The 13494-nt window shown below is 30.4% G+C and carries 14 protein-coding genes; 12 read left to right on the top strand and 2 right to left on the bottom strand.

What is annotated here, in order from left to right; translation table 11 throughout:
* Nucleotides 1-49: 49 nt before the first annotated feature.
* Nucleotides 50-964, bottom strand: coding sequence for a helix-turn-helix transcriptional regulator (locus KEC93_RS17085; protein WP_039769305.1), 915 nt, complete (start codon nt 962-964; stop codon nt 50-52).
* Between the two features lie 109 nt (nt 965-1073).
* Here KEC93_RS17085 and KEC93_RS17080 point away from each other — a divergent pair, with 109 nt between their 5' ends.
* From KEC93_RS17080 to KEC93_RS17060, 5 genes are all read left to right on the top strand, one after another.
* Nucleotides 1074-1499 carry a PTS sugar transporter subunit IIA gene (locus KEC93_RS17080; RefSeq protein WP_012059521.1) on the top strand — a complete coding sequence of 142 codons (426 nt, stop codon included), beginning with the start codon at nt 1074-1076 and terminating at the stop codon, nt 1497-1499.
* Nucleotides 1500-1840: 341 nt separating this feature from the next.
* The gene (locus KEC93_RS17075) at nt 1841-2353 is read left to right on the top strand and encodes an RNA polymerase sigma factor (protein WP_026015777.1); all 513 of its coding nucleotides are present in this window, start codon (nt 1841-1843) and stop codon (nt 2351-2353) included.
* Complete coding sequence (locus KEC93_RS17070; RefSeq protein ID WP_207717944.1) at nt 2332-2802, top strand: hypothetical protein; 471 nt, start codon at nt 2332-2334, stop codon at nt 2800-2802. The genes KEC93_RS17075 and KEC93_RS17070 overlap by 22 nt, the downstream gene beginning before the upstream one ends.
* On the top strand, nt 2783-3310 hold the full coding sequence (locus tag KEC93_RS17065; RefSeq protein ID WP_023976045.1) for a hypothetical protein: 528 nt from the start codon (nt 2783-2785) through the stop codon (nt 3308-3310). The genes KEC93_RS17070 and KEC93_RS17065 overlap by 20 nt, the downstream gene beginning before the upstream one ends.
* Nucleotides 3303-3608: a hypothetical protein gene (locus KEC93_RS17060; RefSeq protein WP_023976044.1), complete on the top strand. Its 306-nt coding sequence runs from the start codon at nt 3303-3305 to the stop codon at nt 3606-3608. The genes KEC93_RS17065 and KEC93_RS17060 overlap by 8 nt, the downstream gene beginning before the upstream one ends.
* 377 nt (nt 3609-3985) lie before the next feature.
* Here the strand turns inward: KEC93_RS17060 and KEC93_RS17055 are convergent, their stop codons facing one another.
* Nucleotides 3986-5653 (bottom strand): MFS transporter, encoded by a 1668-nt coding sequence (locus KEC93_RS17055; protein ID WP_077868821.1) that lies wholly within the window; start codon nt 5651-5653, stop codon nt 3986-3988.
* 152 nt (nt 5654-5805) lie between these two features.
* Between KEC93_RS17055 and KEC93_RS17050 the strand changes: the two genes are divergently transcribed.
* The 7 genes from KEC93_RS17050 (at nt 5806) to KEC93_RS17020 (ending at nt 13490) form a co-directional block, all read left to right on the top strand.
* Nucleotides 5806-6453: a TetR/AcrR family transcriptional regulator gene (locus KEC93_RS17050; RefSeq protein ID WP_017211011.1), complete on the top strand. Its 648-nt coding sequence runs from the start codon at nt 5806-5808 to the stop codon at nt 6451-6453.
* A gap of 415 nt (nt 6454-6868) precedes the next feature.
* Nucleotides 6869-7207, top strand: a complete 339-nt coding sequence (locus KEC93_RS17045) for a hypothetical protein (protein ID WP_077868820.1) — start codon at nt 6869-6871, stop codon at nt 7205-7207.
* 730 nt (nt 7208-7937) lie between these two features.
* Entirely contained in the window at nt 7938-8747 is an 810-nt protein-coding gene (locus KEC93_RS17040) for an ABC transporter permease subunit (RefSeq protein ID WP_077868819.1), read from the top strand.
* Nucleotides 8748-8845: 98 nt separating this feature from the next.
* Nucleotides 8846-9886: a taurine ABC transporter substrate-binding protein gene (locus KEC93_RS17035; RefSeq protein ID WP_077829165.1), complete on the top strand. Its 1041-nt coding sequence runs from the start codon at nt 8846-8848 to the stop codon at nt 9884-9886.
* A gap of 15 nt (nt 9887-9901) precedes the next feature.
* Nucleotides 9902-10729, top strand: coding sequence for an ABC transporter ATP-binding protein (locus KEC93_RS17030; protein WP_077868818.1), 828 nt, complete (start codon nt 9902-9904; stop codon nt 10727-10729).
* A 143-nt stretch (nt 10730-10872) separates the two neighbouring features.
* Entirely contained in the window at nt 10873-12921 is a 2049-nt protein-coding gene (locus KEC93_RS17025; RefSeq protein WP_077868817.1) for an alkaline phosphatase family protein, read from the top strand.
* Nucleotides 12922-13163: 242 nt separating this feature from the next.
* Nucleotides 13164-13490: a thioredoxin family protein gene (locus KEC93_RS17020; RefSeq protein WP_017211018.1), complete on the top strand. Its 327-nt coding sequence runs from the start codon at nt 13164-13166 to the stop codon at nt 13488-13490.
* Nucleotides 13491-13494: the final 4 nt, after the last annotated feature.

Here is a 13494-nt window from a genome sequence, read left to right as displayed (position 1 = left end):
TAAATTTTATTTATTATTATTGTAATAAACTAAACTTGACTACATTATGTCAAGTTTTAGAAGTATATTTATTTATCATGTTACCTAAGCGGTTGATAATTTCGTTTCGGACATCTATAGGCTCTATAATTTCTAACATTGTCCCGAAGGAAAGAAGATAATTATAAATCCATTCACCCTCAGGCATCGAAATGTCTATGGAGTAAGAGCCATCTTTATCGATAGTTATATTTTCTTCATCAAAATCATCGTATACTCTATAGGCACCTTCTGAAGATATTTTTAGTTTAAGATGAATTAGTTCACTGAATTTTTCTGATGGTGAATCATCCATAAGATCTTGTAAATATTGATGTATACAACTTTCATCTGTAATATTAATATCATTCATTCGAGTTATCTTAAAGGTTCTAAACGCTGTTCTTTCAAGACAATATCCTTGTAGATACCAGGCTTTATCTTTAAATAACAATTTAAAAGGTTCAACATACCTATTACTTTTCATACCGTCAGCACTAAAATATGAGAAATTGATTACTTTTTGCTTTAGTATTGATTCTTTTATTAGATTGAAGATCTCTTTTTGTTTTCTTTCACTACCCCAATTAGAAAAATCAACTTCAATCCAATTAATATCACTTTTCTGAAAAAGATTGCTCAATTTTGATAATACGTCATTAATATCATCATATCCTACAGCGGAAAGACTCTGTAGAGCAAGTAGAATTTTATCCTGTTCAACTTCAGAAAATAGTGATTTATCAAAAATGAATTTATCTACTAATGAAATACCGCCTCCTTTACCTTGACTTGAATATATAGGAATTCCAGCCTGGCATAGAGCATCAATATCTCTATAAATTGTTCTGACAGATACTTCAAAATGCTCTGATAGCTCTCTTGCTGTTATTGATTTTTTTTTGAGTAGAATATATATAATTTGAAACAATCTGCTAATTTGCATAACATCACCTCACATATAAATATATAATATATAACTTGACAACATAATGTCATATTATATCATTAATATAGAAAGCTTAACCGAAAAAACTTTAAAAGGGGTAATTTAAATGATAGGAATAATTGTAGGAACTCATGGAGATTTATCTAAAGAGTTAGTTAAATCGGCAGAAATGATTTATGGAGAACAAAAGAATATTGGATGTGTTACGTTTAAGCCAGGAGAGGGAATTGAAAATTTATTAGATAAATACAATAAACTTATACAAGAATTAAATTGTACAGAAGGAATTTTAGTTATGGTTGATCTCTTTGGTGGAAGTCCATTTAATGCTGCTAGTATGATTGCATTAGAAAAGGAAGATATGGAGGTCATAACTGGAGTTAATATGCCAATGTTATTAGAAGTTTTTGCAAGTAGAGATATTTCATCAAGTCTTTCAGAGCTATTAGAGATTGCAAAAAATGGGGGCAAAAACGCCATAAAACAATTAGAGAAACAAACAGGTAGAAATTTAGATGATGACATATTATGAGCAAATAGGAGAACTAAACCTGAATGGGAGGAAGTTCTCCTATTTGCATTTAGGAAAATGTTAATAATAAATTTTATGAGAGTATAAACATTTATATGACTTATAAGAAATTATTTATAGAATAAAGTTTATAAAAATAGAAATTTATTATTTTTTGAATCAAAGAATATTCATGTGGAACTCGCAATACGTCATATGCTTTTTTCAAATGGCAGTATAATCTTATTATTTGATAAATTTTATGCAGCTGATAAATCAATAAATTCTTTATAATTTTTAAAAAAGTTGAAGTGTTTTTTATTTATTGATCGTTATATTTAATGTAAGGATTAATTAAGGTGGTGATAGATATTGAAAAAGAACAATTTCCAAATTGCATAAAACAATATGAACGGTTAATTATCACTATTTGTTTATCCTTCACAAAAAATTATTTTGATGCTGAAGATTTGGCTCAGCAAACATTTTTATCAGCATATCAAAATTGGGAAGGCTTTGATGGTGATAACCTTAAGGCTTGGCTTGCTAAAATTGCTGCAAATAAATGTAAGGATTATCTTAAGAGTAAGGCAAGAAAAACAGTTAGCTTGTCAGAAGATGAATATCAAGATCTTGAGTATAGAGGAGATTCACCAGAGGAAACAGTAGTTAAAAAGAATACTACAGAGAGAATACAAATTTTATGCAACAAGCTAAAAGAGCCATATAGAACTGTAGCTATAAATTATTTTTGCAAAGATGTCAAACTATCACATTTAGCAAAGGAAACTGGGCAGAATATTAAAACTTTGGAAACGCAACTTTACAGGTCAAAAAAAATGTTAAAGGATTTATGGAAGGAGGAGTTCATGTGAATAATGGATTATTTGATAAAGAAGGTCATTTAACTGAAGAAACATTAACCATGCTAAAGTTTGATATTTTGGGCGACGAAGAAATGATAGATATATTAGAACATATTAGTGATTGTCAAATGTGTGCTGGTGAATTTGCCGATAGTTTTAAAGAAGATGAACTTGCAGAAGCTCCTTTAGGTTTTCAAGAAAAAGTACAAATTAAAATAAAAAGTAAGAAGCAAAGCAAGATTCAGTTCCGTTTTTATTGTGTTAAAGTTGCAGTTGCAGCTAGTGTGGCATTAGTATTGGTTTTTTCAAATGGATTAAATTCTTTGGTTAATACAGCGACAAATCATGTTAGACCATTGGATTCTAGGATTGTAGATTCGGTTAATGTAAATCTTAATAACTTTTCTGAAAAAATAATTAAACTGGAGGTTTTTAATAATGATCAAGAGAAAAAGTAGATTTTTGACTTTTGTTTTTTCAATGTTGCCAGGTGCAGGACATATGTATATGGGATTTATGAAAATAGGAGTATCTTTTATGTCTGTATTCTTCTTTTTAATATTTCTTTCTTCTTGGCTTAACATAGGACCGCTATTATATATAGCACCACTTATTTGGTTTTATTCTTTCTTTGATTGTACTAATAGAATGAATTTAAATGACGACGAACTTTTACTTTTAGAGGATAAGTACTTGTTTTCTATTGATAAGCTAGCAAAATTAGACAAAGATATATTTGAGAAACGCAGGCTTGCAGTAGGTGTTATATGCTTATTTTTAGGTGTATATTTAGTTATAGAAAATATAATGAGTATTTTAGAACCATATATTCCATACGAACTACGCCGCTTTATTATTTATGATTTAATGAGGGACATTCCTAAAGTAATCATAGGAGTAGCAATAGTTACACTTGGTATAAAACTTATCAAAGGGAAAAAAATGGAGAGTGAGATAGATGATTAAGGGGCGTAAGGTAGGCACATTAACCTCAGGACTTGCTTTAGTTATATTTGGGATAATGTTTTTACTAAGATTGTTTATAACTAATCTCAATGTTCTTTTAATTGTATCAATGTGGCCACTTATTTTAGTAAGTGTTGGAATAGAGATTATCGCAGCTTATATAATAAATAATCAAGAAAAAATGCAATATGATTTTAGTGCAATAATATTAGTTATTATTTTAGTGTTCTTTGCTATGGGAATGGGAGGAGCGGAATTTATAGTTACTCATTCGCCACAGTTTGGAGTAACAATTTAACCGAAATTTATGGAGTAAATATTTCGATTTATAAATTAAAGTTATATTTATTATGATTTAATGGTTAATAGATAAAAAGTGAATAATAAATTTATTATGTAAAAATAATTTAAATGAGTACATATCATTTTAGCTAGAATGAAGAATTGACTATAGATAGTAATGCATCTATAGTCAATAGCTATGGTAAAAAATAAGCCCAAGACATATCGAACTGTCTTGGGCTTATTTACTGTAATTGAAATTAAGCATCATAATTATCAACAGAATGCTGAAAAATAAATATTATATTGAGAAATAGAACTTCTATATTATAATAGGATAAGAATTATTTTAGTGAAAATGTTAATATCATTTCAATGAGTATTTTGAAATATTCATACTACAAATTCTGGTTTGTTTTTTCCAAGTTCAGTTTCTTTCATTTTATTAAAAGGTACTGCTGCTAATCCTAAAATTGCAATAACTGCTGTGAGTAGGAAGCATTTATTATAAACTTTATTGCTTTCATCATTTTTTATGACAGCCATGTCATCTAAGACCTTATGGATCTCTTTTGTTTGAGTATTAAAGTTCTCTTCTATAGATGGCTTCATTTTATCGGGAACAGAAGCTAACACAATATTCTCCTTGTCCTTGATCAATTTATCAACCATATCTTTCGAAAAGGAAGTATTTTTGCTTGAGTTAGCAGTCTTTATTTTATCAACTACAGTAGATTTTACTTGATCTTCAAGAATTGTATTGTTATTAACAAGTTCTATTATTCTGCTTTTTGAATTATCTATAGCTTGAGTAGTGTAATAGCTGCTTAATGTTGAAACTAAGGCTATAGCTAAACATGCAGTTAGTTGCCTAAAACTGTTCAATATTCCTGAAGCCATACCATTCTTATCTTTTGAAACCTCGTCAAATGCACTTTTATATAATGGAGAGGTTGAAGCAACACCAAGTCCTACTACAATGAATGAGCCATAAATTATCTTCATATTGTTTGAACTATTCATAAATACAAACATAAGATCACCTAAAGATACAAAAATTATTGCTAATAATGAAATAACTCTAGCACCATACTTTTTAGATATAATGCCGAATATTGGAGAGGTGAGAAATGAGACACCGCTTACTATACCTAAAATAAGTCCAGATTTTAAGACAGAATAACCTAATTGGTTTTCTAGATAGAAATTCATTAAATAAGATATAGGCATATAAGCAAAGAATATTACTCCGACTATTATGATTGAAGAAGTAAAGCTTCTTATTTTAAATAATTTAAATTCTATCATTGGATTTTTTGATCTTAATTCATATATTAGGAAAGCAATAATTGAAATTGCTGAGGTTATTATTAAAGTAACAATTTTTGTACTGCCCCAGCCATATGAGCTTCCTTTAACAAGGAAAAAGGTTAGTGCTCCGATTCCGTAAGCTAATAATATAGAGCCAATAAAATCTATTCGCTTTTCAATTGTTCTATCATAACATTCTGTAAGACATTGAGCTCCAAAGATTAAAGAGATGATTATAAAAGGAACATTTACATAGAATATTGCTTTAAAACCAAAGGCTTCATTTAATATTCCTCCAACAACAGGACCAGAAGCTGCAGCTATAGAAATTGTCATACCAATTACAATGGCAAGTTTTGACATAGCATCTTTACCAAATAATTCGATACCTAAAGGAATGGCTAATGGAGCGAGAATTGCAGCACCTATCCCTTGCATTATTCTAAAAATTATAATCATGGAAAGGGAAGTGGAAAGACCACAAAGTATTGATGAAATACCAAATACTATAAGACCAATTATAAATAGTTTCTTTCTTCCAAAAATATCTGCGATTTTAGAGAAGTTTATTAAAAGAGCTGAGAATGGAATCAAGTAAGCGGTACTTACCCATGATATTCCTGTTATATCTGTGTTGAAGTAATCAGCCATAGAAGGCAAAGATACATTAACTATGGTTGAATCTAATACTGTTAAGAAGCAAGCTATTGCCAGTGAAATAAATGCTAATACTTTTTGTTTTTTATTCATGATGACCTCCAAAATCTTTATTATATGAATATGAAATTAAATTCACATTTATATAATATACTGGAAAAAATTAAAAGTCAATACATGAAATGAATTTCATATTTTATTGACTTTTATTTTTTTATATTTTATTATTTAAATAGGTGATAAAGATGGAAAGAAAGACAAGAATACCAACACAAAAAAGAGCTTTAGAAAAATATGATAGAATTTTAGAAGCAGCTTATAAACTATTTAATGAAAAAGGTTATTATAATACTACGACAGCAGATATATCTAATGAAGCCAATGTAGCGACAGGTTCTGTATATGCCTATTTTGAAGATAAGAAGGAAATTTATCTTAAGGTAATTGAAAGAATTAACAAAAGTTTTGATTATCCAAGTCATGATTATTGGTTAGAAAATGCTGATAAGGAATTTGATAATGCTGAAGTAGTAAAACCACTATTTAAAGTATTTATAAAGATGATGTTAGATTATCACGACTGTTCTAAAACTTTTCATGATGAAATGGAAGCATTAACACTCTTAGATAAAGATGTAGCTGCTTTGAGGAAAGAATATGATGAGCAGAGAAAAGATAAAATCAAAGAAATTTTCAAAGCTTTATCTATACCTTTTAACAGCGAAGAGGAAGAAAGATTATTCTACCATTATTCATTTTTTATAACAGATGATGTATGCCATAAGATTAAATTTGATGATGAAATTAAAGACATAGATTTGTGCATTGAGAAATGTGTTAATATGCTATATTGCTTATTTAAAGATTGTACAAATTATATAAAGGTAACATAGGATATTAATTTACTGGCACGAGTGGCTTTATGGTCAACGTTATCTTTTAACATAAAAACGATATGATTAGTATAGTGAAAAATTTTCTTCATAGAAGTACATACTATTTATATATAGATTAAATTTATAGTATTAATATTATTTGTATATATTAAAAAAACCCCGATAAAGGGGCAAAGAATGAATGCCTAGGCTTAAGAATAAACCCATTTTTAGTATGCGTAAAGTTGAAATTTTTATACTAAATTATTGTTGAACTTTTATTAATATTTATGAAAATGCGGAATTTCTATTTTATGAGCAATTATTAGAGCATATATTGTAAAAGCAATAACAAATATAGTAAATTAGCATAGTATATAATTAGAAGTTTAATCAAAAGATTATAAATTTGATAATTTACGGAGGAAAAGAAATGGGATACAGATGTCATAGAAGAAGATATAGAAATTCTAATACTCTTGGAGCTGTAAGTAATAATAATAATTGTAACGGAACTCTTGGAGAAAATGTACGATGTAATTGTAATGGAACTCTTGGGGAAAATGTTCAATGCCGTTGTAGAAGAAATTATCCTTCAGCTGGTGCATTAGAAGATGCTTATAACCAAGGATATAAGGATGGATATTGTGCAGGAGTAGAAGCAGGGCGTGAAGAAGGATATTGTCAAGGATACCAAGAAGGTGCACAAGAAGGGTGCCAAGATGCAAAAGAAGCTGCTGTAAGGTGCATAAATAGTATTAGATGTAATTAGAGTAATAGATTTTTTATAATAAAAATTAAGAAATAGAGAGAGCAAGGTAGTTGTACAGTGCTGTCTCTATTTGATATTGTTATTGTTTTTATGTAATTTTTATCATAGTTAATGAAAAGCCAAAGTGGGAATATAAGTGTGAATTTTACCTTGCTTGTATTCAGTAGTGCCCGCAAAAGGTTATATAATATAAAAAATCAACATTAAAAGAGGTCGATATCGTCATCAAGAAATAAAAACCAATGAGTTATTGGAAAAGTAACTAGGTAGTACTTAAATTTAAGATTTTTATATATTAATACCGTGAAAAAAGTAAGTTATAAAATGCTTAAAGCAAAATAGAGGCTTTAAGCATTTTTTGTTTTTATGATAAAACGTAATTTGGAATCCAATAGTGAAAAAAATACATGAACTTATTGCGTTGAACATTGAACAGTGATAGTATTACATTGTTCAATAATTGAACTTGTTGAACGGCGTAATATTATAAGGATTTATATTAATATATAAACATATTGTAAGTTACCATATATTCCTTAGAAAAATAAATCTTACTTTTTCGATATGTTTTATAGTATTTTTTGTTGACAATACTTGGATGGTCTAGTAAGATATATTTAAAATTAAATCATAGTAATTCTATAGGAAAAGTAAAGAAGGGGGATGTGTATGAAAAATAAGAATTTAAAAAATAGATGTAAAAAGAAATGGGGGAGGGAAATTAACCTATATGAATAATCAAGACACAGCTACGAAAATAGTGAAAAGAAAAAGAGGTGAAATTTTTTATATTGGCATTTCTTTTACTTCTGTAATCATGTTCTTTTTTGTATGGGAAATTGCCACAAGTAAAGGCTTGATTAATCAAGTATTTCTTCCATCGCCTCAAAAAGTATGGCAGGCATTTATTGAATTAGTTCAGCAAGGTTATAAAGGAGAAAGCTTGTTATCTCATATTTCAATAAGTATGGAGAGACTTTTTATTGCTATATTTTTTGCAATAATAATTGGTGTTCCTTTAGGACTTATTGCAGGTAGCTCAAGGATTGTAAGAGCAATTCTAGACCCATTTATTGAATTTTATCGTCCGCTTCCACCACTAGCATATTATACATTAATTGTGCTTTGGTTTGGAATTGGAGATGAATCAAAAATTATCTTATTATTTTTAAATGCATTTGCACCTTTATTAATCGGAGTCATATTTAGTGTTCAAAAGGTACCACTAGATAGAATTAATGGCGCTAAATCATTAGGTGCCAGCGGAGTAAATCTTTTTATCAGTGTTATTTTTAGATCATGTTTACCAGATATATTAACTAGCCTTAGAACAGCTATCGGTGTTGCTTATGCAACTTTAGTTGCGGCAGAAATGGTTGCAGCTGTATCAGGAATAGGCTGGATGGTATTGGATGCAAGTAAATATCTTAGAAACGATATTGTCTATGCTGGAGTTATAATTATGGGAATTATAGCAATTATATTAGATTCTTTTGTGAGATTTTTGATCAGGAAGGCTTCACCATGGCTAGAAAAATAAAAAAATAGAAAATTCTTTATATTGAGTAATAGTAGATTATTAATAAAATCAATCAATGTACAAGCAGGTACATAGAGATATTTAAAGGAGTGTTATTTATGAAAATTAAAAAATATACAGTACTTCTGTCAGCTATTTTATCCGTTGGTATTTTAATAACAGGCTGCTCAGGAGCAAAAACAGCTAGTACAACAGGGAATACTCAAGCTTCAGATTCAGCACTGCCAAAAGAAATACGTTTGGGATATTTTCAGTCTCCAAATGGAGAACTTCTTGCAAAAGGTGAAAAGTTACTTGAAAAAAAATTCCCGGGAATTTCAATTAAGTATGTTCAATTTGATGTTGGGCGTGATGTAAATGCTGCAATGGCTAGTGGATCTATAGATATTGCAACCATTGGTACACCTCCAGGAACAACTGGAATTGTTAATGACCTTCCTTATAAAATTTATTATTTACATGATATAATCGGTTCAAGTGAGGCACTTGTTGCAAAAAATACATCTGGAATCAATTCAATAGCAGATGTAAAGGGTAAAAAGATTGCAACTCCATTTGGTTCAACTTCACACTATAGCTTACTTGCTGCATTGAAACAAAATAATATTTCAGAAAATGATGTAACTATTTTAGATATGAGTGCACAAGACATTATAGCGGCATGGAGTAGAGGGGAAATTGATGGAGCTTATATTTGGCAGCCAGCACAATCAAAGCTAGTTTCAGATGGTGGAAAAGTAATACTTTCATCTGAAGATGTTGCTAAAGGCGGAGCTGTTACTGGTGAATTTGGTATTGTAAATAATGATTTTGCAGCTAAGTATCCAGATGTAGTTAAGGCATATATTGATATATTAGATGAAGCTACTAAGTCATATAAGACTCAATCAGATGATGTAGTAAAAACATTATCAGCAGAACTTGGATTAAGCGCTGAGGATACAAAGCAAGCCATGAATCAAATTTCTGTTTTAGATAAGTCTGAGCAGGCAAAATATATAGGAACAGCAGACAATCAAGGGACACTACCACAAATTTTAAAGGATACAAGTGATTTCTTGTTAACTCAAAAAGCAGTTACTACTTCACCAGATATTGAAACTTTCAAGAAGGCGGTAAGAAACGATTTATATAATTAATAGAGGAGATATAATATGGAATCGTTAGTTGAAATAAATAGACCAGAAGAGAGAAAAGCAAATTGTTCTGTTGAATTAAAGAATGTTAATTTAATATATAAAAATGGAAAAGAGTATTCGAATGTCTTAAATGACATTGAACTTAAATTATTTGATGATGATTTTGTTTGTGTTCTTGGCCCATCTGGATGCGGGAAAACTTCATTACTAAATGCTATTGCTGGATATAATGCAGATATATCAGGGCAAGTACTTATAAATGGAGCACCGCACACTAAGCCAAATCCAGATGTAGGAGTTGTTTTTCAGCAGCCTAACATCTTTCCTTGGTTAAGTGTTGAAAAGAATATTGAATTTGGACTTAAGATGAAGAAGATTCCTAAAAAAGAGAGAGCAGAAATTGTAAATCATTATGTTAACTTAGTTGGTTTAGATAAAGCTAGAAAGCTGCTTCCTCATCAATTGTCTGGAGGTATGAAGCAGCGTGCAGCAATTGCAAGAACATTAGCAGCAGATTCAAAAGTAGTTCTGCTTGATGAACCTTTTAGTGCATTAGATGCTTTAACGAGAGAAGCTATGCAAAAACATCTAAAGAAGATATGGAAAGAAACTAATAAATGCTTTTTATTTATTACTCATGATGTGGAAGAGGCGATTCTTTTATCAACCCGGATTATTGTAATGAATGCTAATCCGGGAAGAATTGTGAGTGATTTTAAAAATCCACTTCAACAATATGATGACAATAGCTTTAAAAAAATCAGATCTTCAGAAGAATTTGGAGAGCTTAGAGACTCGTTAATAGAATTGATTCAAGGAAATGACTTAGAAAATGAAGTTTAAGAGATTATACGCTATATCAAAGAAAGCAGACGATCTATTCACAAAAATAAGTATCAATATTAAGAGTAATAGAAATTTTTTTGTTGATTGTTTTCTTGGTGGAGGTACATTAACGACAGAATTGTTGAAGGGAGATAAATATTATGAAAAGAGCAGCACTTACTCAAAAATTATTGGTTTTGGGCGTAGATGGCATGGATCCAAGAGTGAGTCAAAAATTTATAAAAGAAGGAAAAATGCCAAATTTAAAAAAGCTGATTGAACGTGGTTCAGCTAGAAATGATTTAAGACAAATTGGTGCAATCCCAACAATTACACCGCCTTGTTGGACAACACTTGCTACAGGTGCTTATCCAGGAACACATGGAATTACTTGTTATTGGAGACAATCTATTGAAAGTCTTGATGCAGTTGTTTATAATATGGATTCGCGTAACTGCACTGCTGAACAGATTTGGAATATTACATCAGAAGCTGATTTAAAAACATTAGTTTGGCATTGGCCAGGCAGTTCTTGGCCGCCAACTTCTCACAGTGAAAACTTGAGTGTTGTAGATGGAACTCAGCCAGGATCTGTTAATATGGGAGTTGCACAACTTGATTGGGAAAAAGTTATTGTTGCTTCGCCTGAAATCGAAGAGGTTCGTTATGCACCAAGAGTTGAAAAGCCAGCAGGTGTTGGTTGCATAATTACAGATTTAGAAGGCACTTTAGACGATGAAGTTGATGACGAAATGATGGAACTTTGGTGGGGAGATACAGCTCGTCAAGGTGGTGAAATTCGTACCTATGTTATGGATGATAATGATACAGAAATTGTTATTGGAAGTAAAGTAGCTTATGATATTGTAAATTCTCCACTTAAAGATGCAAAAGGTTGGAAAAACGCGCCAGAAGGAGCAAAAGAATTCACTATAATAACTTCAAGCGGTGTAACTAGGCGTCCAGCCTTAATTCTTAAAAATGAAGCTGGTGAATATGATAAAGTAGCAATTTATAAAAATAAGAAAGCAGATGAACCAATCGTCATTTTAGAGAAAGATAAGATGGTAACAGGTATAATAGACGATGTTACAAAAAAAGAAGTGACAAAGCCTGCATGCCGTTCAATGAAGATTTTAGAACTTCATCCACAAGGCAATAAAGTTAGAGTCTGGATTAGTAATGCTCTTGATATCTCAAATGATCAATTATGGCATCAAAAATCTTTATATAAAGATATTACCGAGAATGTTGGACATGTTCCGCCTGTTAGCTTAATCGGTGGAGAAGATGATGAACTAGTAAGAGAAATCTTTGAACCATCCTGGGCAATTTACGATAAGTGGCAGGCGGATTGTCTTAATTATTGCATTAAGGAGAAAAAATATGATGTAGTATTCTCTCATCTTCATAATATTGATTGTGCAGGACATCAATTATGGCATCTTGCTAAGACGCTTGAGCCATGGGATTACACTGATGAAAAAGTATATCAGGAATTTATTGAAAAATTCTATATACAAACAGACGATTATATTGGTGAATTCCTGCATCTATTAGATGAAGGATGGACTGTATTACTTGTAAGTGATCATGGGCTTATGGTTGGAGAAAATGTACCTCCAATTTTAGGTGAATATGGCGGATTAAATACAAAAGTCATGGAAGAGCTTGGGTATACAGTTTTGAAAAAAGATAAAGATGGTAATTCAACAAGAGAAGTAGATTGGGATAAAACAAGAGCTGTTCAGATTCGTAGTAATTATATTTATATTAATCTAAAAGGCCGTGATAAATATGGTATTGTAGATCCTAAAGATAAATATGATTTAGAAGAACAAATAATCTCTGACTTGTATAATTACAGAGATGATAAAACTGGTAAAAGAGTTGTGGGCATATGCCTTAGAAATAAAGATGCTGTTTTAATTGGTACTCATGGACCAGAATGTGGAGATATATTCTTTTCTATTGAAGAAAAATATAATAGACTTCATGGAGACAGCCTTTCAACTTCCGAAGGATATTTTGATACATCAGTATCACCAATCTTTGTAGCAGCAGGTTCTGGGATAAAGAATGGATTTACAACTGAACGTATTATAAGGCAAGTGGATGTTGCGCCTTCAGTTTCTGTATTATTAGGTTTACGTTACCCGGCACAGTGTGAAGGAGCCCCAATTTATCAAATATTCTCAGAAGATATTTAGGAATATCCGAAAAAATAACAAGTTCATCTGTTTTAATAAAAAATTAGTGCTATCGGAAAGTAAGAATTCTGATAGCTGCTTTTTAAAATAGGCAGAAAATTTATAAGGAAAACTAAATAATAAGCGCATAGAAGTTTTGCTTATTATTATAATGAATTTATTTAATAAATTGATTATAAGGTGTCTGGCATTATAGTCTCTTAAAATTGCGGTTTTAAAATAATTATAGAGGAGTGAATAGTATGTCTTTACAACATTTAGATTCTAATGAATTTGATGAAATTATATATGACAACGCTGAATCCAGCCTAGTGATTTTTTCTAGAGAAAGCTGTAGTGTATGTCAAGGTGTAGTACCAATTTTAGAAGATTTAAAATCAAAATACGATGGTAAGTATAATTTTTATTATGTTGACGTTGAAGAACAAAAGAATTTATTTCAGAGATTTTCTTTAAAAGGTGTTCCTCAAATTCTGTTTTTTAAAGATGGTGAGTACCAAGGAAAATTAGCCGGTCATGTGGAAGAAGATGCAGTTGAAGAAAAAATTGTTGAAGTTTTTGAGGAGTGATTAA

Source organism: Clostridium beijerinckii (assembly GCF_018223745.1).
Taxonomy (GTDB): domain Bacteria; phylum Bacillota; class Clostridia; order Clostridiales; family Clostridiaceae; genus Clostridium; species Clostridium beijerinckii.
Note: the sequence above shows the minus strand (reverse complement) of the source record. Positions and strands in the feature narration are given on the sequence as shown.

What these genes read in the sequence shown, in the direction of transcription:
- KEC93_RS17085 (WP_039769305.1), bottom strand. Translation starts at nt 964, where the DNA reads ATGCAAATTAGCAGATTGTTTCAAATTATATATATTCTACTCAAAAAA.
- KEC93_RS17080 (WP_012059521.1), top strand. Translation starts at nt 1,074, where the DNA reads ATGATAGGAATAATTGTAGGAACTCATGGAGATTTATCTAAAGAGTTA.
- KEC93_RS17070 (WP_207717944.1), top strand. Translation starts at nt 2,332, where the DNA reads ATGGAAGGAGGAGTTCATGTGAATAATGGATTATTTGATAAAGAAGGT.
- KEC93_RS17065 (WP_023976045.1), top strand. Translation starts at nt 2,783, where the DNA reads ATGATCAAGAGAAAAAGTAGATTTTTGACTTTTGTTTTTTCAATGTTG.
- KEC93_RS17060 (WP_023976044.1), top strand. Translation starts at nt 3,303, where the DNA reads ATGATTAAGGGGCGTAAGGTAGGCACATTAACCTCAGGACTTGCTTTA.
- KEC93_RS17055 (WP_077868821.1), bottom strand. Translation starts at nt 5,653, where the DNA reads ATGAATAAAAAACAAAAAGTATTAGCATTTATTTCACTGGCAATAGCT.
- KEC93_RS17050 (WP_017211011.1), top strand. Translation starts at nt 5,806, where the DNA reads ATGGAAAGAAAGACAAGAATACCAACACAAAAAAGAGCTTTAGAAAAA.
- KEC93_RS17045 (WP_077868820.1), top strand. Translation starts at nt 6,869, where the DNA reads ATGGGATACAGATGTCATAGAAGAAGATATAGAAATTCTAATACTCTT.
- KEC93_RS17040 (WP_077868819.1), top strand. Translation starts at nt 7,938, where the DNA reads ATGAATAATCAAGACACAGCTACGAAAATAGTGAAAAGAAAAAGAGGT.
- KEC93_RS17035 (WP_077829165.1), top strand. Translation starts at nt 8,846, where the DNA reads ATGAAAATTAAAAAATATACAGTACTTCTGTCAGCTATTTTATCCGTT.
- KEC93_RS17030 (WP_077868818.1), top strand. Translation starts at nt 9,902, where the DNA reads ATGGAATCGTTAGTTGAAATAAATAGACCAGAAGAGAGAAAAGCAAAT.
- KEC93_RS17025 (WP_077868817.1), top strand. Translation starts at nt 10,873, where the DNA reads ATGAAAAGAGCAGCACTTACTCAAAAATTATTGGTTTTGGGCGTAGAT.
- KEC93_RS17020 (WP_017211018.1), top strand. Translation starts at nt 13,164, where the DNA reads ATGTCTTTACAACATTTAGATTCTAATGAATTTGATGAAATTATATAT.